Genomic DNA, 21,876 nt, shown 5'->3' on the forward strand with positions numbered 1-21,876 from the left:
CAGAATTGACATTAGCAGATATTTTCTCTATAATAAGCACTAACTACTGTGGATAGAAATCCATTCATTCGATGAAGGGAGAGAACTTTCAAATGAAACCAGAAGAACAAAGAGTTTTAGGAATCTTAGCAACCATTTTTGGAGCCATCGCACTTTTAGGATCCTGGATCCCGTTTATTAACTATCTATCGTTTTTCATCGCCATCGTCGCATTTATCCTAGGGATTATCGGCCTTATCGTCAACCTCAAAAAACGAAAAACAATGGCCATTATCGGAACAGCTCTGTCAATTGCTTCTATCGTACTATTCTTTACAACCCAGGTACTGTACGCTAATATCTACAAAGATTTTGCCAAGGAATTTAACCGCTCCTACAGAGAGGCCAGTGCCTCAATGGAACGCGAAGAAGAAAGCGACTTGACAGATGATAGCAGTGATTTCATCCCTGAAGAGGAGGAAGAGGATTCCTTCACTTGGACCCAAAAAGAGTTTGACGACTTAATCGAAGGTGACCTTGACAACAAAGGAAAAGGTGGCACCAACTACAAGGATATTATCAAAAAACACGGACTGCCAGACTCCGAGTTTGACTCCACTATTGGGGGTTACAATACGAGAAAAGTCACCTATATCTCCATTGGTGACAAAATTAAGACGGTTACCCTAACTTTTGCAAAAGATGACAATGGGCGACTCTTGCTCGTCCAAAAACATGCAGTCGGTCTAGGTCTAGGAAAAAGCAAGCAACAAAATGATTCTGAAAGCAGAGTCTAAGTTCCATATAAAAAGCGAACAGCTAGTAGGTCTGTTCGCTTTTTATATTAGAATCCATCTACATTGGTATAGATCTTTTGTACATCTTCGTCATCTTCAAGGACGCTGTATAGTTTTTCAAAGGTTTCAAGGTCATCGCCTGACAATTCCACTTCTGACTGAGGAATCATTTCCAATTCGGTAACTTGGAATTCTTGGATACCTGACTCACGAAGGGCAACGATAGCCTTGTGAAGGTCAGTTGGAGCTGTGTAAACAGTGATTGTTCCATCTTCTGCTTCGACATCATCCACATCCACATCAGCTTCAAGCAAGAGTTCAAAGATAGCATCCGCATCTTCACCAGCAAATACGATCACACCCTTGTTGTCAAAGAGGTAAGAAACTGAACCAGAAGCACCCATGTTTCCACCGTTCTTACCAAAGGCTGCACGGACATTGGCCGCGGTACGGTTGACGTTTGACGTCAAGGTGTCCACGATCAGCATAGAACCATTTGGTCCAAATCCTTCGTAACGTCCTTCTGTAAAGGTTTCGTCTGTGTTTCCTTTTGCTTTATCAATCGCTTTATCGATAACGTGTTTTGGCACTTGGGCTTGTTTAGCACGGTCGATAACGAATTTCAAAGCAGTGTTTGATTCTGGATCCGGATCACCTTTTTTAGCTGCTACATAGATTTCTACACCAAATTTTGCATATACTTTAGAGTTAGCTCCATCTTTAGCCGTTTTCTTGGCTACGATATTAGCCCATTTACGTCCCATTAGGAATCTCCTTTTTTCACATTTTAATCTTTCTTATTATAACACAAGTCCATCTGATTTTCACTAGAGGAAATGGATTTTCTTTCTTAAATCCAACTAGGATTGTCCTTTGGCTACCAAGATTGCCTTGCCTTCTTTTATCAGGGGATGGCAGAAAAGTGAAAAGTACAGTTGGGTGGTCATGGCAACCCAGATAAGTGGTTCACAGAGGATGACTCCCCTATAGCCCGCCCAAGGGATAATCAAGACCACAAAAACGATTTTGCCGATTAATTCGATAAAACTGGAAACAAGTGGTAAGATTTTTTGCCCCAAGCCCTGCAAACAATTGCGATAAATCAGCAAAAGGCTCAAAATCGGATAAAAGACTGAACTGATTTGCAGGTAGAGACTACCATTTTCTACCAAGTCAGTATCTGTTGAACTGGCCAAGAAGGAAACCAAGGTCGGACTAGCAAAAAAGAGAAAGATACAGACAAAACCTGCCCAAGACATGCTCAGTCGACTGCCGATTCGAAGACCTTGAACAATGCGGTCTGGTCGTTTCGCACCGAGATTCTGAGAGGCAAAGGTCGTCATGGCAGAAGAAACGGCCGTCATGGGAAGCAGAGCAAAGGCCATAATGCGTCGCGCCGCTGTTTGCGCACTTATAATCACGGCTCCAAAAGTATTGACAGAAGACTGTAAAATCACACTACCAATAGACACAATCGAACTCATCAAGCCCATAGCTAAACCTTGCTCCAAGAGATCCGCATACAAGCTCTTGTCCCATTTGAAATGTTTAAACTGTGGCAAGAGTTCTGGAACGCTTTTGCGGATATAATAAAAGCAAAGAACCGCTGATAACCCTTGTGAGATAATAGTCGCAAGTCCCGCAGATTGAACACCCAGTTGCAGTTGCGTAATAAAATAGAGATCGAGAACCACATTAACCAGAGCAGAGAAAATCAGAAAACCAAGCGCAGCCAGACTGTCACCAATAGACCGCAACAAGCCTGCAAAAAGATTATAAGCGAAGCTGACTCCGACACAGGTCACAATCATGGAAATATATTGATAGGATTGGGGAAGGATTTCTGCAGGGGTATCTAAATATTGCAAGAGTGGGTACAGACCGACAAAGCCCATCAACATAACAAAAATACTCAAAAGCCCTCCTAAAATCCAGGTTGCAGCAACCGCTTCCTTGATTTTGGTGAAATTACGAGCCCCATAATAGCGAGCAATGACAATCCCCATGCCATTTCCAACACCAAGCGTAAAGCCTATAATCAAGTCAAAAATGGCCGTTGTTGCTCCTACTGCTGCCAAGGATTCTTGGCCAAGAAATCGCCCAACAATCAATACGTCAGCTGTATTATAAAGCTGTTGAAAGATATTAGACAGCAAGATGGGAAAGGCAAAGCTTAACAGCGAAGGAAGGATTGGACCATTGACCAAATCCACTTTTCTTTTCTTATTCATAAGCCTATTATATCAGCTTTCTAGAGGAGCGACAAGGATTGCTTGAAATCAATCGCCTACCGAGAGACAATTTGCTATAATCAAGAAAAGGAGGTCATTTATGAGTTTGACCAGTCAATTAATAACCGATGCATTTCCAGATCTTGATAAGGTTGAAAAGCTCAACAATGAAGCCTTCCCCGAGGAAGAACGAGTCCCACTGTCTGAGTTTTTACGCTATCAGGATCGAGATGACGCCCACTTCTTCGCCTTTTATAACCAAGAAGAGTTTGTTGGATTTGCTTTTGCCATCTCCAATCAAAAAGCCTTTTATATCAGCTTTTTTGCCATCATGCCCCACCTGAGAAGCCACGGTTATGGGAAGGAAATCATCGAAAAGCTGACTGATTTTTACCAGCGAACCATGTTGCTGGAAGTCGAGCGATTAGATGAAGAATGCGATAACCTGGAACAAAGGAAGGCTAGAATGGACTTCTATCGACAAAATGACTTTAAAACAGCCAACGCTTTCCTTGAGTACGATGGTTTGAGTTTTGAAATCCTCTATCGTGGCGATCACTTTGACGAAGAAGCCTATCGTGACATCTTCCAGAAGTTGCAAGATGAACATTACTTTGACTTTCATATCGAATACAGACGCTTTAGTGATCATTAGTTCGTTTGAGTTAGATAAAAAAGTAGCAGAAAATCTGCTACTTTTATTTTTATTCTTCAATTTCGATTCCAAGATCATCGCCAAGGTCAAGCGTTACTTCTTGGTTAGAAGTTGCATCCGCTACTGGACTATGATCAGAGGCTTCTTCATCTTCAATCAAGCCATATTGAACACGGACTTGATGGTCAATGGCGTCAAAGATTTCTGGATGATCTGCCAAGTATTTCTTAGCATTTTCAGATCCTTGTCCGATTTTTTCACCCTTGTAAGAGTACCATGCTCCTGCTTTTTGGATAATATCGAGATCACTTGCGATTTTCAAGAGCTCACCAGTCTTAGAAATCCCTTCTCCGTACATGATTTCAACAAAGGCTTCCTTAAATGGTGGAGCCACCTTGTTTTTCACGACCTTGATCTTGGTTTCCTTACCGACATTGGTGTCTTTTTGGTCACCAGTTCCCTTAATCTGTGTACTTCCACGAACATCCAAACGCACTGAAGCATAAAATTTCAGAGCACGTCCACCTGGAGTTGTTTCTGGGTTTCCAAACATGACCCCAACTTTTTCACGCAATTGGTTGATAAAGATAGCAATTGTTTTGGTCTTATTGATAGAAGCTCCGAGTTTACGCATGGCCTGGCTCATCATACGAGCTTGAAGACCTACGTGGCTGTCTCCGATATCTCCATCGATTTCTGCACGAGGCACAAGGGCCGCAACTGAGTCGATAACGACTAGGTCAACTGCACCTGAGTCAATCAATTTCCCTGCAATTTCAAGACCTTGCTCACCTGAGTCTGGTTGTGATAAGAGCAATTCGTCAATATTCACACCAAGTGCTGCTGCATAGGCTGGATCAAGTGCGTGTTCCGCATCGATAAAGGCAGCGATACCGCCTTCTTTTTGAGCTTGCGCAACAGCGTGAAGGGCAACTGTTGTTTTACCAGATGATTCTGGTCCATAGATTTCGATGATACGTCCCTTAGGATAACCACCTGAACCAAGAGCAATGTCTAGAGCCAATGAACCTGAACTCATCACTTGAACTTTTTGCTCTGCACGCTCGCCCAAGCGCATGATTGAGCCTTTACCAAAGTCTTTCTCAATCAATTTAAGAGCATCGTTCAAGGCTTTTTCACGATCAGCTCCAAATTTTTTTCCGATTTCATCTAATTTTTTTGTTGGTTTTTTCGCCATTTTGTTCTCCTATATTCTACTGGTTCTTAGACCTATCTTTCATTATACCAAAATTTGGTCACTTAATAAAGCCTTGCGAACTAGGTTAAAGGCATGCATGACCGCAATATGTCGAACATCTGCTCGGCTCCGTCCTGCGATATTGGCCTTGATCACCTCTGTCCCTTTTGCATGAGCCAGTCCAATAAAAACTGTACCAGCTGGATGCCCCTCTAGGCTATCTGGCCCTGCCACACCCGTCAAACTAACTCCGTAGTCAGACTGAGTCTTGATCCGTGCCTGCTCTGCCATTTTTCGAGCCGTAAACTCAGAAACGACCCCGTGTTCTTTTAGCTCTTGCTCGGAAATATCCAACATCTTAGACTTTTCTTCTAGGCTGTAAGTGACAAAACCGCCATTAAAGATTGCTGAAACGCCCGAAAAGTCTGCTAAAGTAGCCTGAAAGAGGCCTGCCGTCAAGCTTTCTGCTGCAGTAATGCTTTTCTGTCTCTCCTTTAGCCCTTCTACTACGACACTTGCGAGGCTGGTTTCTTCCCCATATCCATAACAGATGTCTCGTAGAGAAATTCCCTCGAAAGTTTGGCGACTCAAGATTTGACTTTCTAGGATGTCTAGTGCTTGATCAGCCTTTTCTTGACTAACTGCTTTTGTAGACAAGCGCAAGGTCACTTCTCCCGTCTTGGCATACGGCGCCAAGGTTGGATCGGTTTGATGGTCAATCAAATCCGCCAAAATGGTCACCAACTGACTCTCCCCAATTCCAAAGAAACGGAGCACTCGTGAGTATAACTTGGTACCAGTCATTAACTTGGGTAAGAGTTGATTTAAGACCATGGGTTTCAACTCACTTGGTGGTCCTGGAAGGACCACGTAGGTCACGCCATCCACTTCCGACACCCCTCCGACTGCTAAACCTGTTTCATTTGGCAGTGGAGTTGCCCCTTCTACAATTTGAGCCTGCCTCTCATTATTGGGGGTTCGCGCATAGTCTGGTCTTTGAGCAAAAAAGTGATCGAGTTTTTCCTGGGCTTGAGTATCAAACACCAAGGCTTTTCCCAAAAATTTTGCCAACGTTTGTTTGGTCAAATCATCCTCAGTTGGTCCCAAGCCTCCTGTCAAAATCACAAGATTGCTACGCAAACTCGCAATTTCTAGCAAGGACATCAGGCGCGCTTCATTATCTCCGACAGCTGTTTGGAAATAAACATCTACTCCAATTTCTGCTAGCTTTTCTGATAAGAACTGGGCGTTGGTATTGACAATCTGCCCTGTCAAAATTTCCGTTCCTACAGCAATAATTTCTGCTTTCATTTTTCCTCCTACCTATCTATTCGGATTCTTTTTGAAAAAATCGCAGGAAGTTTCCCACGATTTAATCTTTTTTTATTCTGTTTCTTCGCTTGAAGCACTAGTACTTGATGAAGGCGCAGGTCGACCAAATGCCGTCTCGTAAAGAACAACATTGGTTTCCAACTCAGTCACTTCCTCTTTACCTAGTGAACGACGTAAAAGATTTTGCATTTCGAGCATATGTTCTGAGGTGACAATTTGATAAGAAATCCCCTGCAACTCAGCATCTTCTCCACGCAATTGATGGGTTTCAATATTCTTGAAGGAATCTTGATAGCCGAGCAATTGTGGAATGCTCTTGGCTGAAAGGTCGACGTTGGTCTGCATATTGTTGCTCAATGCTTTGAGGATGCCTTGATAGTGGCTCACACTGTTTAGGCTCAAAACTTTCTCAACGATTTTTTGAATAACTTCCCGTTGACGTTTTTGACGACCGTAATCTCCTTCAGGGTCTTGGTAACGCATCCGTGAATAAACCAGGGCTTCCTCTCCATTCAAGGTTTGTTCTCCAACACCAATGGAAATCTTATTAAACTCTTCTTGGTCAGCAATCGAAATCGGGAAACCAAGTGTATTGTTGACGGTGATTCCCCCAACTGCATCCACCAATTGTTGAAGACCTTGCATATTGACCATGACATAGCGGTCTATATGGATATTCATCATCTTTTGAATAGTAGAAATCGCCAGTTCCGCACCGCCATTGGCATAGGCAGCATTGAGTTTGGCTTCCTGAACTTGGCCGTCTCCAAGGTCAATCTTGGTTAAAATATCCCGTTCCAGACTCATCATAGTGGTTTTCTTGGTCTTCGGATTGACGGTCAGGAGAATCATGGAATCACTATTCCCCACCCATGGATCTGTACGTTCCACATTTCCCGTATCTACCCCCATCAAGAGGATGGTCAGAGGCTCAGTCGCCTCGATAACGTTGGTTTCTTCACCAATCTTTTTATAAGTCTTTTCACTCAAGGTTGCTGTCCCTTGTTGGAAAATGGTGTAACCATAAACCGCTACACCTACAACTGTTACTGCTAGAAAAGCTAGCACCATTCCAATTAATTTTTTGATCATCTCGTTATTCATCTATCAGTCTGCCCATAAGGCAAACATCTAAAAATGTCCCTTCTGCTAAATAGGCTCCTCTTTCTTGCAAGCCTTCTGTGATAAATCCCATTTTTGAATAGAGGTGGATAGCGGCCTCATTTCGTTTTTGTACACTTAGTTGTAAGCGACGCAAAACAGCACTCGATTTAGCCCACTCAATACCTTCTTCTAGAAGTATGGTAGCCAAACCTTGGTTCCAAAATTTCTTTTGAATCGCCAAAAAAACATCACCAATATGCCGAACCCTTACATGCTGATCAGCAGCGATATTCAAAACACCTGCAAGCTCATCATTCAGCAAGGCGAGGAGAGTGATTTGATTTTCTGAAGCAGCTTGTTTTTCGATGAAAAGAGCCATTTCAGACGCAGTCATCCCTATGCCATGTTCATCCAAGCTAGTGAAGTCTGTCTCTCGACCGACTTGATTTAAAAATGCAACCAAAGCTGCGGCATCTGAAATCTCAGCCTCACGAATACACAATTCATACTCCATCCTGAAGCTCCTTAATTAGGTGTTCAGCCCGAGAGCCATGAGCTATAAATTGAAGGCAACGACCATCGGCTTCTTTCAAAATTTCCAACTCCAAGTAGGAATCTGGTAAATCCTCACCCAAAAGATGCCCCCACTCGATAACAGTCACGCCGCCACCAAAGAGAAACTCATCCAAGTCAATAGAATCAGCGTCCCCTTCGATACGGTAAACATCAAGGTGATAAAGTGGCAAGCGTCCTTCATACTCTCTGACAATGGTATAGGTTGGACTTTTAATCATCTGACGGATATCCAAACCCTTGGCAAGGCCTTTTGTAAAGGTTGTTTTACCCGCGCCCAACTCACCCGTCAAGATCAGAACATCGTCTTTTTGCAGGATACGACCTAATCTTTCTCCGAGAGCTAGAAGCTCTTCTTCATTTTTTATATGCATGCTACTATTATACCAAAAAGTTTCCTTTTGTGTGAATTTTCTTTACAAACTTACTATAATGATTTTAAAGAATTATCCTCTACTTAAAAGAATAGAAAAATCGCAAAAACAAACAGGATATCCCGAATCAGATGGCTATAAAAGGAAATTTCTCTGTGAAGGCATTTGGGAAAAAGGAAACGAGCACATAGAAATCCAACACTGATATAAAGGAGAATCGAGAAAATCACTAAGGGATTCCTCAAGAAAACCATCGTAGCAAGAACGGAAATGATGACTGTTTTCTTTTTATTTAGGTGATTTTCTATATCGCGAAAAATTTTATCAAAAGGTAAGAAAATCAATAAATCTACTCCTAGCAAGAAAAAGAAGGAGGGTAAAAAGAGGTCAACCAGTTTCTGCTGCAATTTGCTAGTGGTTTGGATACTTTCTGAGAGAAGCAGACAGGTTGCCAAAAGATTGACTACTAAAAGGAGGCCATAAATAAGACTCACTTTCTTTTGAACATGCAAAATACTGTGTCTAGACTGGTCTGCTGTATGGAAATAATTTACCCCAGCACACAAAACAGAAATTCCTACTAGCAAAATCAAAAAATAAGCATTAGTCTGCTTCAACGATAAAAAGGATTCTTTCCATAATAGGCAACTAGCAAAACTAATCTGGATGACCGCAGCCAACAATAATAGGCGAATTGATTTTATCATTTCTTGTCCCTCCATATAAGGGATTATACCCTGTAAGGAGTGTGAAATGAAGAATGCCCTCTCAAGTGTTCTTTTTTTATGCTCAACTGACCAAAAAACAGTTCCATTATGCATAGAACTGTTTTTTTCCAGTCTAATCCTTAAACCAGAGAGCAATTTCACGTTTTGCAGAAGCTTCCGAATCGGAGCCGTGAACTACATTTTGAATGGCTTGATTGTCTCCTGCAGCCTTGGCAAAATCTCCTCGGATAGTTCCTGGCAGAGCTTCTTCTGGACGAGTAGCCCCCATCATGGTCCGCCAAGTTTCAATCACTTTCGGACCTGATAGAATGCCCACCACTACTGGTCCTGAAGTCATAAACTGACGGATAGGAGGATAAAAACTTTTTTCAACCAAGTCTTGATAGTGTTGATCAATCAAAGCTTCTGAAACTGCTGAACGCAACTCTAATTTTTCGAGTTTGAAACCTCGTTGTTCCATTCTTTGCAGAATTTCGCCAATCAGACCTCTTTTCACACCATCTGGCTTAATGATAAAGAATGTTTGTTCCATATGGACACCTCCTTGGCATTTTAGTTCTTCTATTCTACCACACTTTATGGAAAAGTGGGAAAATTTTCTGAAACAAAGCAAAGAGAACCCAAAGGTTCTCTTGTTTGCTTTTATTCTACTGTTTCTTCCACTTGGATTTCCACAGCTTCCTCTACGGGAGCAAGTTCTGTCTCTTCTTGTTCTGGAGCCAGATAGGCTGCTTCATTGATAGCTTGTGGTTCAAGGTTACGGTAGCGAGCCATACCAGTACCTGCTGGGATGATCTTACCGATGATAACATTTTCCTTGAGTCCAAGGAGATGGTCTTTCTTACCACGGATGGCCGCATCTGTAAGGACACGAGTTGTTTCCTGGAAGGAAGCCGCTGACAAGAAACTGTTAGTTTCAAGTGAGGCTTTGGTAATTCCCATAAGGACTGGACGACCTGTCGCTGGAACTCCACCTGCGATAAGAACATCTTTGTTGGCATCTGTAAAGTCGTTGATGTCCATGAGTGTACCCATGAGGAGGTCAGTGTCACCTGGATCCATGACACGAACTTTACGGATCATTTGACGAACCATTACCTCGATGTGTTTGTCACCGATTTCTACCCCTTGGCTACGGTAAACTTTTTGCACTTCACCGAGAAGGTAGGTTTCAACTGACAAGACATCACGAACAGCAAGGAGGCGTTTCGGTTGGATAGAACCTTCTGTCAATGCTGCACCGCGAGAGACTTGGTCTCCAACTTCGACACGCATACGTGCTGTAAATGGTACCACGTATTCACCTTCGCCAGTTTCACCCTTAACAAAGACTTTCTTGGTACGAGTTGAAGCATCTTCTTCGATGGCTGTAACCTCACCCTTGACTTCAGTGATAACCGCTTCCCCTTTCGGATTGCGGGCTTCAAAGATTTCTTGGACACGAGGAAGACCCTGAGTGATATCGGTATTTGAGGCAACCCCACCCGTGTGGAAGGTACGCATGGTAAGCTGTGTACCAGGTTCCCCGATAGATTGGGCAGCGATTGTACCAACTGCTTCACCAACTTCAACCGCATCACCAGTCGCCAAGTTGATACCGTAACAGTGACGGCAGACACCATGACGAGTGTTACATGTAAATACGGAACGGATAGTGACTTCTTCCACACCAGCATTGACAATTTCACGCGCCTTGTCTTCTGTAATCAACTCATTTGGACCAATGATAACTGCGCCAGTTTCTGGGTGTTTAACAGTTTTCTTAGTGTAACGACCATTGAGACGCTCTTCGAGAGACTCGATCATCTCTTTTCCTTCTGCGATAGAACGGATCAAGAGACCACGGTCTGTTCCACAGTCGTCCTCACGGATGATAACGTCTTGGGCAACGTCAACCAAACGACGAGTCAAGTAACCTGAGTCGGCTGTCTTAAGGGCCGTATCGGTCATACCTTTACGGGCACCGTGAGTTGAGAAGAACATTTCGAGTACTGACAAACCTTCGCGGAAGTTTGAAAGGATTGGCAATTCCATGATACGTCCGTTCGGAGCGGCCATCAGACCACGCATACCAGCAAGCTGTGAGAAGTTTGAGATGTTACCACGGGCTCCAGAGTCCATCATCATAACGATAGGGTTCTTAGGATCTTGGTTGGCAACCAAACGTTTCTCGAGTTTTTCACGAGCAGCACGCCATTCAGCTGTAACAGCATTATAGCGTTCGTCATCTGTGATCATACCACGACGGAATTGTTTGGTGATTTGTTCTACACGTTTGTGTGATTCTTCGATGATTTCAGCCTTGTCTTCAACGACTGGAATATCGGCAATACCCACTGTCAAACCTGCAAGAGTTGAGTGGTGGTAACCGAGGTTCTTCATACGGTCAAGTAGGGCAGATGTTTCTGTCGTACGGAAACGTTTGAAGATTTCAGCGATGATATTTCCAAGGTTTTTCTTCTTGAATGGCGGGTTGAGTTCAAGGTTGCGAATTGCTTCCTTGATATCTCCACCTAGTGGCAAGAAGTACTTAGCTGGAACACCTTCTGTTAAGTTAGCATTTGTTGGTTCTTGCAAGTAAGGTAGACCCTCTGGCATGATATCGTTGAAGAGGATTTTACCAACCGTTGTCAGCAAGACCTTGTGTTTTTGCTCTTCTGTCCATGGTTTGTTAAGACTGTCTGTTGCGATACCAACACGTGAGTGGAGGTGAACATAGCCATTGCGGTAAGCCATAACAGCTTCGTCACGGTCTTTGAAGACCATTCCTTCACCCTCACGACCAGCTTCTTCCATGGTCAAGTAATAGTTACCCAAAACCATGTCCTGAGAGGGAGTAACAACTGGTTTCCCATCTTTCGGGTTCAAGATATGCTCAGCAGCAAGCATGAGGATACGTGCTTCTGCTTGGGCTTCTTCTGAAAGCGGTACGTGGATGGCCATTTGGTCACCGTCAAAGTCGGCATTGTAGGCTTCACAAACAAGTGGGTGCAAGCGAAGGGCCTTACCATCAATCAAGACTGGCTCGAAGGCTTGGATCCCCAAACGGTGAAGGGTCGGTGCGCGGTTCAAAAGTACTGGGTGTTCTTTGATTACTTCTTCGAGGATATCCCAGATACGCTCATCTCCGCGTTCTACCAAGCGTTTCGCTGCTTTCACGTTTTGCACGATGTCACGAGCGACAATTTCACGCATAACGAATGGTTTAAAGAGCTCGATCGCCATTTCACGTGGCACACCACATTGGTACATCTTAAGAGTTGGACCAACGGCGATAACGGAACGTCCTGAGAAGTCAACACGTTTACCGAGCAAGTTTTGACGGAAGCGTCCTTGTTTCCCTTTGAGCATGTGGCTCAATGATTTGAGTGGACGGCTACCTGGTCCTGTAATCGGACGACCACGACGACCATTGTCAATCAAAGCATCAACCGCTTCTTGAAGCATACGCTTCTCATTTTGAACGATGATACCTGGTGCATTCAACTCAAGCAAACGAGCCAAACGGTTGTTACGGTTGATAACACGGCGGTAAAGGTCGTTCAAGTCAGATGAGGCAAAGCGGCCACCATCCAACTGCAACATTGGACGAAGATCTGGTGGAATAACCGGAAGGATGTTGAGAATCATCCATTCAGGTTTGTTTCCAGACTTGTAAAAGGCATCCAAGACATCCAAACGACGGATGGCTTTGACACGTTTTTGTCCAGTAGCTGTTTTCAACTCTTCTTTGAGTTCAGCAATTTCTTTTTCAAGATCTACTTGTTTCAAGAGGTCTTGGATGGCTTCGGCACCCATCTTAGCAACGAATGATCCATAACCATACTCACGCAAGCGTTCACGGTATTCACGCTCTGTCATGATAGACTTGTGCTCAAGTGGTGTATCCTTCGGATCAATCACCACATAAGCCGCAAAGTAGATCACTTCCTCGAGGGCACGAGGACTCATATCAAGGGTCAAGCCCATACGGCTTGGAATCCCCTTGAAATACCAGATGTGAGATACAGGAGCTTTCAACTCGATGTGCCCCATACGCTCACGACGAACTTTTGTACGCGTTACTTCAACCCCACAGCGGTCACAAACAATCCCTCTGTAACGAATGCGTTTGTACTTACCACAAGCACATTCCCAGTCTTTTGTAGGACCAAAGATCACTTCGTCAAAGAGTCCTTCACGTTCTGGTTTCAAGGTACGGTAATTGATTGTTTCAGGTTTTTTGACTTCTCCATAAGACCATGAACGGACTTTACTTGGAGAAGCTAGGGTGATTTGCATACTTTTAAAACGATTTACATCAACCACTATTTCTTCCCTTTCTATTTTAAGTGAACTGCTTATTCTTGATCAGCAGCTTCTTCTGTTGCTTCCGCTTTTGTTGCTTTCTCTGCTTCTTCAGCTTCAAAGGCTGCTTTAGCCTCTTGGGCTGCTTTTTCGCGGGCTTTTTCAAGGTCATCTACGTGGATGACATCTTCGTCCATTCCTTCATCCAAGTCGCGAAGTTCCACTTCTTGGTCATCTTCGTCAAGAACACGCATGTCAAGACCAAGAGATTGCAATTCTTTGACAAGAACTCGGAAGGATTCTGGAACACCTGGTTTTGGAATTGGTTTTCCTTTTGTAATAGCTTCATAAGCTTTCAAACGTCCGTTGATATCGTCAGACTTGTAAGTCAAGATTTCTTGAAGGACATTTGACGCACCGTAGGCTTCAAGAGCCCAAACCTCCATCTCACCGAAACGTTGTCCACCAAACTGAGCTTTACCTCCGAGTGGTTGTTGAGTAACGGTTGAGTATGGTCCGACTGAACGCGCGTGCAATTTGTCATCAACCATGTGGTGGAGTTTGATCATGTACATGACACCAACTGATACACGGTTGTCAAACGGCTCTCCTGTACGTCCATCGTAAAGGATTGTCTTGGCATCACTATCCATACCTGCTTCTTTAACAGTGTCCCAAAGGTCTTCCGAACTTGCTCCGTCAAAGACTGGTGTTGCGATATGGATACCAAGAGTACGGGCTGCCATACCAAGGTGGAGTTCCATAACCTGACCGATATTCATACGTGATGGCACCCCAAGTGGGTTCAACATGATATCGACTGGGGTTCCGTCTGGAAGGTAAGGCATGTCTTCTACAGGAACGATACGAGAGACAACCCCTTTGTTTCCGTGACGTCCGGCCATCTTATCTCCGACCTTGATCTTACGTTTTTGAGCGATGTAGACACGAACTAGCATGTTAACACCTGATTGCAACTCATCACCATTTGCACGTGTAAAGATCTTAACATCACGAACGACACCATCGGCACCGTGAGGTACACGGAGAGAAGTGTCACGCACTTCACGAGACTTGTCTCCGAAGATAGCGTGCAAGAGACGTTCTTCAGCTGAAAGGTCTTTCTCTCCCTTAGGTGTGACTTTACCTACAAGGATATCGCCTTCTTTAACCTCAGCACCGATACGGATAATCCCCATTTCGTCAAGGTCTTTAAGAGCATCTTCACCAACGTTTGGAATTTCACGAGTAATTTCTTCAGGTCCAAGCTTTGTATCGCGTGTTTCTGATTCGTATTCTTCGAGGTGGACAGATGTGTAGACATCGTCTTTGACCAAGCGTTCACTCATGATAACGGCATCCTCGAAGTTGTAACCTTCCCATGTCATGTAGGCAACGATTGGGTTTTGTCCAAGCGCCATTTCCCCTTTTTCCATAGAAGGTCCATCAGCGATAAAGTCGCCTTTTTCAACGACATCACCAACTTTTACGAGAGTCCGTTGGTTGTAAGCAGTACCTGAGTTTGAACGACGGAATTTTTGGATGTGGTAGACATCCAATGAACCATCTTCACGACGTACTTCTACCTTGTCAGCATCTGCGTATGTAACTTTACCATCATACTGGGCAATAACAGCCGCTCCAGAATCATGGGCTGCTTGGTATTCCATACCAGTACCAACGTAAGGTGCTTTTGGATCAATCAAAGGCACAGCCTGACGTTGCATGTTGGCACCCATGAGGGCACGGTTGGAGTCATCGTTTTCCAAGAAAGGAATACATGCTGTCGCAACGGCAACTACTTGTTTTGGTGACACGTCCATGTAGTCAACCACTTCTGCTGGATACTCCTGGTTGACCCCTTGGTGACGTCCCATAACGGTTTTCTCAGCAAAAGTACCGTCCTCGTTAAGACGAGAGTTAGCCTGTGCCACAGTAAATTCATCTTCTTCATCGGCTGTCAACCAAACGATTTCGTTTGTCACAACACCTGTTTCACGGTCAACCTTACGGTATGGTGTTTGAACAAATCCATACTTATTCAAGTGCCCGTAAGATGACAAGTTGTTAATCAAACCGATGTTTGGTCCTTCAGGTGTCTCGATTGGACACATACGACCATAGTGAGTATAGTGCACGTCACGTACTTCATATCCAGCACGGTCACGTGTCAAACCACCAGGTCCCAAGGCTGACAAACGACGTTTGTGTGATAGTTCTGATAGCGGGTTGTGTTGGTCCATGAACTGTGACAACTGTGATGAACCAAAGAATTCTTTAACCGCAGCTGTTACAGGACGGATGTTGATGATTTGTTGTGGTGTTAAAACTTCATTGTCCTGAACAGACATGCGTTCACGGACATTACGTTCCATACGAGAAAGTCCAAGACGTACTTGGTTAGCAAGCAATTCACCAACTGCACGGATACGACGGTTTCCAAGGTGGTCGATATCATCCACACGTCCGATACCTTCCGCCAAGTTGAGGAAGTAGCTCATCTCTGCAAGGATATCCGCAGGAGTTACAACACGAACCTTGTCATCAGGATTAGCATTTCCGATGATGGTTACAACACGGTCTGGATCCGTTGGGGCAACAACCTTGAATTTTTGAAGCACAACTGGTTCTGTCAGAACAGCTGCATCGTTTGGAATATAAACGATCTTGTTCAAGTCGCCATCCAAGTGGTGCTCGATACTTTCAATCACGCTACGAGTCATAACGGTGCCAGCTTCTACCAAGATTTCACCCGTTTCAGGATCTACCAATGGCTCAGCGATGGTTTGGTTGAGCAAGCGTGTTTTGATGTTGAGTTTTTTATTGATCTTGTATCGACCAACGGCTGCTAAGTCATAGCGACGTGGATCAAAGAAACGTGCCACAAGCAAGCTACGTGAGCTTTCAGCAGTTTTAGGCTCACCTGGACGAAGGCGTTCGTAGATTTCTTTCAAGGCTTCGTCTGTACGAGAGTCCATTGGATTCTTGTGGATATCTTTTTCAACGGTATTGCGAACCAATTCGCTGTCACCAAAGATGTCAAAAATTTCATCATCACCAGAGAAACCAAGCGCACGAACCAAGGTCGTAAACGGAATTTTACGGGTACGGTCAATACGAGTGTAGGCGATGTCTTTAGAGTCACTTTCCAGTTCCAACCAAGCTCCACGGTTAGGGATAACAGTTGAACCGTAGCCAACTTTACCGTTCTTATCTACTTTATCATTAAAGTAAACACCAGGAGAACGAACCAACTGAGATACGATGATACGTTCACCACCGTTGATGATGAAGGTGCCCATCTCTGTCATGATTGGGAAATCTCCAAAGAAGACTTCTTGGGTCTTGATTTCGCCAGTTTCCTTGTTGATCAAGCGGAAAGTTACAAAAATAGGTGCTGAGTAGCTAGCATCATGGATACGAGCTTCTTCTAGCGTGTATTTGGGTTCCTTGATCTCATAGCCAACAAACTCCAACTCCATAGTTTCTGTGAAGTTTGAAATTGGCAATACATCTTCAAAAACTTCCTTAAGACCGTGGTCTAGGAAATCCTTGAATGAATCAGTTTGAATTTCAATCAAATTTGGTAAGTCAAGAACTTCTTTGATTCTTGAAAAACTACGACGGGTACGATGTTTCCCGTATTGAACGTCATGTCCTGCCAAGATGATTCTCCTTTGTAAATAAATTCCAAGCCTTATCAATCAGGCTTTTCTAATCGTCATATGGTTTTAAAAACCCCTATCACCGTGTCCCTTTGACGAATTTTCAGAATCTTTAAATCTTTGTTACAAGCACTCAAAAACCTGAAAAAAAGCACAAAAAGAGCAGCTAAATCTGACTTTTTCAGAAGATTTAACTGCTGTGAGTCCTGTCTGGACAATATTTCAGACAAAACCTACGACAAATGATTATTTTTATTATACCTTATTGGCCAAGATTTTTCAAGGTTTTTTTACCATTTTTCAAACAATCTTTTCCTATAAAATGCTTTAACTTTTCAAAAGAATGAAGCATAAAATTTTCTCTCAAAAACTAGGAAAACGCTTGCATAAATGTTTACCTCATGCTATACTGATAGGGAATAACTACACAAGGAGAATTGTGATGAAAAAGATTCCATCTCAAACTGAGAAAAAAATGGTTTACGGTATTCGTTCCTTGAAAAATGGAACAGGCTCTGTCCTTATCGGTGCCAGCATTGTCCTACTTTCTGCTGCAATGCCAACCATTTCGGCTAACGAAAACCTTCCTCAAGCTCAAGAAAATACTAGCGCTGTGACCAAGGCTCCTACTGAGACTGAAACGAGTCAAACTCAAAAGGAAACGCTTATTTCTGAACAAAAGAATGTAAACGCTTCCCTTGATTCTAAAAAAGAAGCTCCAGCTGTGGAAACTACTACAGCACCAGAAACACCCAAAACAGAAGATGCTACTACAAGCCAGGCTAACAGCAAGGAAGAGAAAGTAAATGCCAGCACTTCGACGCCAATTTCAGATCAAAAACCACAAGCTGACACATCCTCTGAAGAACCCATCGCAGACAACCACTTCCGTATCCATGTAAAAAAACTCCCTGAAGAAAACAAGGATTCTCAAGGTCTTTGGACTTGGGATGATGTTGAAAAACCTTCTGAAAACTGGCCCAATGGAGCCAAGTCCTTCAAGGATGCTAAGCAAGATGACTACGGCTATTATCTAGATGTCAAACTCAAGAATGAGCAAGCCAAGAAAGTCAGCTTCCTCATCAACAATACTAAAGGGGATAACCTGACAGGGGACCGTTCAGTAGAGCGCCTCTCTCCAAAAATGAACGAGGCTTGGTTAGATGAAAACTACAAGGTATACAACTACCGTCCTCAGCCAGCGGGAACAGTCCGTGTCAACTACTACCGTACTGACGGAAACTATGACAAGAAATCACTCTGGTATTGGGGCGATGTCAAGAATCCAAGTAGCGGAGAATGGCCTGACGGAACAGACTTTACTGCAACTGGAAAATATGGCCGTTACATTGATATCCCACTCAATGAAGCTGCAAGAGAATTTGGATTTTTATTACTAGACGAAAGCAAGAAAGGCGATGATGTGAAAATCAGAAAAGAAGATTATAAATTCACAGATCTAAAAAATCACAGTCAGATTTTCCTCAAGGATGATGACGAAACCATCTACACTAATCCCTACTATGTGCACGATATCCGCATGACTGGTGCCCAACATGTTGCCAAGTCTCGTATCGAAAGCAGCTTTTCTACCCTTGTTGGAGCTAAGAAAGACGATATCCTTAAACGCTCTAATATCACTGATCATCAAGGGAACAAAGTAACCATTACTGATATCGAGGTTGATGAAGCAGGTAAAAAAGTGACCTACATCGGAGACTTCTCTGACACCCAACACCCTTACACAGTCCGCTACGATTCAGACCGCTTTACGACACGTTCAAGCTGGCGCCTCAAGGATGAGACCTACAGTTACGACGGTCCACTCGGTGCAACCCTAAAAGAAGATGGCAAGCGTGTTGACCTCACCCTCTGGTCTCCAAGTGCTGATAAGATTTCTGTCGTTGTCTACGACAAGAAAGATCCTGAAAAGGTAGTCGGAACTGTCGCCCTTGAAAAAGGAGAAAAAGGAACCTGGAAACAAACTCTGGATGCAAACTCTGGTCTCGGTATCAGCAACTACACTGGCTACTACTACCACTACCAGATCAAGCGCCAAGGTAAAACTGTCCTCGTTCTTGATCCTTATGCCAAATCACTAGCAGCCTGGAACAGCGACCTTGCAAAAACAGACGCTGCCCATAAAGTCGCTAAAGCCGCCTTTGTTGACCCAGCCAAACTAGGCCCACAAGACTTGACCTACGGGAAGATTCGCAACTTCAAATCGCGTGAAGATGCCGTTATCTACGAAGCTCATGTTCGTGACTTCACTTCGGATCCTGCCATCGCAAAAGACTTGACCAAGCCATTTGGTACCTTTGAAGCCTTTATCGAAAAACTAGACTATCTCAAAGACTTGGGTGTGACTCATATCCAACTCCTTCCAGTCTTGTCCTACTACTTTGTCAATGAATTGAAGAACCATGAACGTTTGTCTGCCTATGCTTCAAGCAACAGCAACTACAACTGGGGATATGACCCTCAAAACTACTTCTCCTTGACTGGTATGTACTCAAGCGATCCTAAGGATCCAGAAAAACGTATCGCAGAATTCAAAAACCTCATCAACGAAATCCACAAACGTGGCATGGGTGCCATCTTGGATGTGGTCTACAACCATACTGCAAATGTTGACATTTTTGAGGATATTGAGCCAAACTACTATCACTTTATGGACGCAGACGGAACTCCTCGTACTAGCTTTGGAGGCGGTCGTTTGGGAACAACCCACTACATGTCTAAGCGTGTCTTGGTAGACTCTATCAAGTATCTAGTTGAAACCTACAAAGTGGATGGTTTCCGTTTCGATATGATGGGAGACCACGATGCAGCTTCTATTGAAGAAGCTTACAAGGCTGCACGCGCCCTCAATCCAAACCTCATCATGCTTGGTGAAGGTTGGAGAACCTATGCTGGTGACGAAAACATGCCTACCAAGCCTGCTGACCAAGATTGGATGAAACATACCGATACTGTCGCTGTCTTTTCAGATGATATCCGTAACAACCTCAAGTCTGGTTATCCAAACGAAGGCCAGCCTGCCTTTATCACAGGTGGAAAACGCGATATCAACACTATCTTCAAAAATCTCATTGCTCAACCAACTAACTTTGAAGCAGACAGTCCTGGAGATGTTATCCAGTATATCGCAGCCCATGATAACTTGACCCTCTTTGACATCATAGCTCAGTCTATCAAAAAAGACCCAAGTAAGGCTGAAAACTACGCTGAGATCCATCGTCGTTTGCGACTTGGAAACCTCATGGTCTTGACTGCTCAAGGAACTCCGTTTATCCACTCTGGGCAGGAATATGGACGTACCAAACAATTCCTTGATCCAGCCTATAAGACTCCTGTTCCTGAAGATAAGGTTCCAAACAAGTCTCACTTGTTGCGCGACAAGGACGGCAAGCCATTTGTCTATCCTTACTTTATCCATGACTCTTACGACTCTAGTGATGCTGTCAACAAGTTCGATTGGACCAAGGCAACAGATGGTAAAGCCTTCCCTGAAAATGTCAAGAGCCGTAACTATATGAAAGGTTTGATCGCCCTTCGTCAATCAACTGATGCCTTCCGACTCAAGAGTCTGCAAGACATCAAAGAGCGCGTCCACCTCATTACTGTTCCAGGACAAAATGGCGTTGAAAAAGAAGATGTGACCATCGGCTACCAAATCACTGCTCCAAACGGTGATATCTATGCAGTCTTTGTTAATGCAGATGATAAGGCTCGCGAATTTACTCTAGGAACTGCCTTTGCTCACTTGAGAAAGGCTGAAGTCCTGGCAGATGAAAATCAAGCCGGACCAGTAGGAATCGCTAAACCTCAAGGTCTCGAATGGACTGAAAAAGGCTTGAAATTGAACGCTCTCACTGCCATTGTTCTCCGCTTGTCTCAAGGTGGTGCCATCGTTGCCCCAGCTGTGGAAGAAAAACCAGAATTTAATCTTTCTAGCTTGAATGTCGAACAAGAACAAGTCCAAAACCTAACAGCCAATCCTGAAACTAAAGAAACTGCTACAGAGGCTCTTGCTCAGAAAATCCTTCCAAACACAGGTGCTGAGAGCAAATCCCTTCTTGCCCTTGCTGGATTCAGTATCCTTGCCCTTCTCGGACTTGGATGGTTGATAAAAAACAAGAAAAAGAAATAATACTCAACGAAAATCACAGAGTAAACTAGGAAGTTAGCCACAGGCTTTACTCGAGTACGGCAAGGCGAAGCTGACGAGGTTTAAAGAGATTTTCGAAGAGTATAAACTAGCCCTCCTATAGAAAAACACCCCATGACTAGAAGACTCTTCTAGCCAATGGGGTGTTGTTTTTATATTTATCAATCTTTACCCAGCATAATAGGGAAAAAATTTTCGAAATCTATGAATTACTCAACTATCAGTTCCTGGTCTTTCAAAGTCAATTTCGAGTTTTCTGTCAATTCTGTTTGTTCAAAAGTGTAAATCGTCTCGCCCTTTGTATCGATCATATACCAGGCTTGGTCTTTACGGACAACTAGGGCAAGCTCCGTGCTATTTTCGTCCTCGTTTTTAATAGACAAAGGAAAGGCCTTGTCTACACCTTCCAGAGCTACTTTCTCACCTGTTTTTAATTCTACTAGGTAGTGTACTCCATCCTTGGTACCAAAACTGTAGTCCGCATTAATCTTTGTGTGGCTATCGTAGTCTTTCATTTGAATGGAAGTTCTATCTATACCTTCAAATGCCTTTTTAAAGTGTTCTTTCTGCTCTTCAGCTTTCTTTTGATCTTGAGACTGAACCGTCTCTTGCACAGCAGCAATCCGTTCCAGGTTTTGCTTTTTCGCTTGTCTCTGCTGATGGATCAAAACTGTCCGGATTAAGAAAGAACTAGACAAGACGATACCAACCACCATAGCAATAATACTTTTTTTCTTCTTCATTTTCTTCTCCTTATAAAAAATTAGAGCCGAGCAAAAATA

Annotated in this window: 15 protein-coding genes; 3 read left to right on the top strand and 12 right to left on the bottom strand. The window is 43.6% G+C overall.

Features of this window, described 5'->3' with window-relative positions; all coding sequences use genetic code 11:
- Positions 1–71: 71 nt before the first annotated feature.
- The gene (locus MK409_RS05680) at positions 72–776 is read left to right on the top strand and encodes a DUF308 domain-containing protein (protein WP_268705634.1); all 705 of its coding nucleotides are present in this window, start codon (positions 72–74) and stop codon (positions 774–776) included.
- 47 nt (positions 777–823) lie between these two features.
- On the opposite strand, the gene MK409_RS05685 is transcribed toward MK409_RS05680, so the two are convergent.
- Together MK409_RS05685 and MK409_RS05690 are read right to left on the bottom strand one after the other, a co-directional pair.
- Complete coding sequence (locus MK409_RS05685; protein WP_125827836.1) at positions 824–1,540, bottom strand: YebC/PmpR family DNA-binding transcriptional regulator; 717 nt, start codon at positions 1,538–1,540, stop codon at positions 824–826.
- Between the two features lie 96 nt (positions 1,541–1,636).
- The gene (locus MK409_RS05690; RefSeq protein ID WP_268705635.1) at positions 1,637–3,007 is read right to left on the bottom strand and encodes an MATE family efflux transporter; all 1,371 of its coding nucleotides are present in this window, start codon (positions 3,005–3,007) and stop codon (positions 1,637–1,639) included.
- A gap of 100 nt (positions 3,008–3,107) precedes the next feature.
- On the opposite strand from MK409_RS05690, the gene MK409_RS05695 reads away from it, so the two are divergent.
- Positions 3,108–3,662: a GNAT family N-acetyltransferase gene (locus MK409_RS05695; RefSeq protein WP_268705636.1), complete on the top strand. Its 555-nt coding sequence runs from the start codon at positions 3,108–3,110 to the stop codon at positions 3,660–3,662.
- Positions 3,663–3,711: 49 nt separating this feature from the next.
- On the opposite strand, the gene recA is transcribed toward MK409_RS05695, so the two are convergent.
- The 9 genes from recA to rpoB form a co-directional block, all read right to left on the bottom strand.
- On the bottom strand, positions 3,712–4,860 hold the full coding sequence (recA, locus tag MK409_RS05700) for a recombinase RecA (protein ID WP_268705637.1): 1,149 nt from the start codon (positions 4,858–4,860) through the stop codon (positions 3,712–3,714).
- 42 nt (positions 4,861–4,902) lie between these two features.
- Positions 4,903–6,171, bottom strand: coding sequence for a competence/damage-inducible protein A (locus MK409_RS05705; protein ID WP_268705638.1), 1,269 nt, complete (start codon positions 6,169–6,171; stop codon positions 4,903–4,905).
- Positions 6,172–6,243: 72 nt separating this feature from the next.
- Entirely contained in the window at positions 6,244–7,284 is a 1,041-nt protein-coding gene (gene brpA / locus MK409_RS05710) for a biofilm formation/cell division transcriptional regulator BrpA (protein WP_049505416.1), read from the bottom strand.
- A gap of 4 nt (positions 7,285–7,288) precedes the next feature.
- Positions 7,289–7,810 carry a GNAT family N-acetyltransferase gene (locus MK409_RS05715; RefSeq protein WP_268705639.1) on the bottom strand — a complete coding sequence of 174 codons (522 nt, stop codon included), beginning with the start codon at positions 7,808–7,810 and terminating at the stop codon, positions 7,289–7,291.
- A complete protein-coding gene (gene tsaE / locus MK409_RS05720; RefSeq protein ID WP_268705640.1) occupies positions 7,800–8,243 on the bottom strand; it encodes a tRNA (adenosine(37)-N6)-threonylcarbamoyltransferase complex ATPase subunit type 1 TsaE in 444 nt (147 codons plus the stop codon). Before tsaE ends, MK409_RS05715 begins: the two co-directional genes overlap by 11 nt.
- An 83-nt stretch (positions 8,244–8,326) precedes the next feature.
- Positions 8,327–8,950 (bottom strand): hypothetical protein, encoded by a 624-nt coding sequence (locus MK409_RS05725; RefSeq protein ID WP_268705784.1) that lies wholly within the window; start codon positions 8,948–8,950, stop codon positions 8,327–8,329.
- A 133-nt stretch (positions 8,951–9,083) separates the two neighbouring features.
- The gene (gene ndk, locus MK409_RS05730) at positions 9,084–9,503 is read right to left on the bottom strand and encodes a nucleoside-diphosphate kinase (protein ID WP_268705641.1); all 420 of its coding nucleotides are present in this window, start codon (positions 9,501–9,503) and stop codon (positions 9,084–9,086) included.
- A gap of 110 nt (positions 9,504–9,613) precedes the next feature.
- On the bottom strand, positions 9,614–13,279 hold the full coding sequence (gene rpoC, locus MK409_RS05735; protein WP_268705642.1) for a DNA-directed RNA polymerase subunit beta': 3,666 nt from the start codon (positions 13,277–13,279) through the stop codon (positions 9,614–9,616).
- Between the two features lie 32 nt (positions 13,280–13,311).
- Entirely contained in the window at positions 13,312–16,923 is a 3,612-nt protein-coding gene (gene rpoB, locus MK409_RS05740) for a DNA-directed RNA polymerase subunit beta (protein ID WP_268705643.1), read from the bottom strand.
- 442 nt (positions 16,924–17,365) lie between these two features.
- Here rpoB and MK409_RS05745 point away from each other — a divergent pair, with 442 nt between their 5' ends.
- Positions 17,366–21,076, top strand: coding sequence for a pullulanase (locus MK409_RS05745; RefSeq protein ID WP_268705644.1), 3,711 nt, complete (start codon positions 17,366–17,368; stop codon positions 21,074–21,076).
- 227 nt (positions 21,077–21,303) lie between these two features.
- Here the strand turns inward: MK409_RS05745 and MK409_RS05750 are convergent, their stop codons facing one another.
- Positions 21,304–21,837 carry a hypothetical protein gene (locus MK409_RS05750; RefSeq protein ID WP_268705645.1) on the bottom strand — a complete coding sequence of 178 codons (534 nt, stop codon included), beginning with the start codon at positions 21,835–21,837 and terminating at the stop codon, positions 21,304–21,306.
- Positions 21,838–21,876: the final 39 nt, after the last annotated feature.

It is taken from the genome of Streptococcus oralis (assembly GCF_026782375.1).
In the GTDB taxonomy this organism is placed as follows: domain Bacteria; phylum Bacillota; class Bacilli; order Lactobacillales; family Streptococcaceae; genus Streptococcus; species Streptococcus oralis_CL.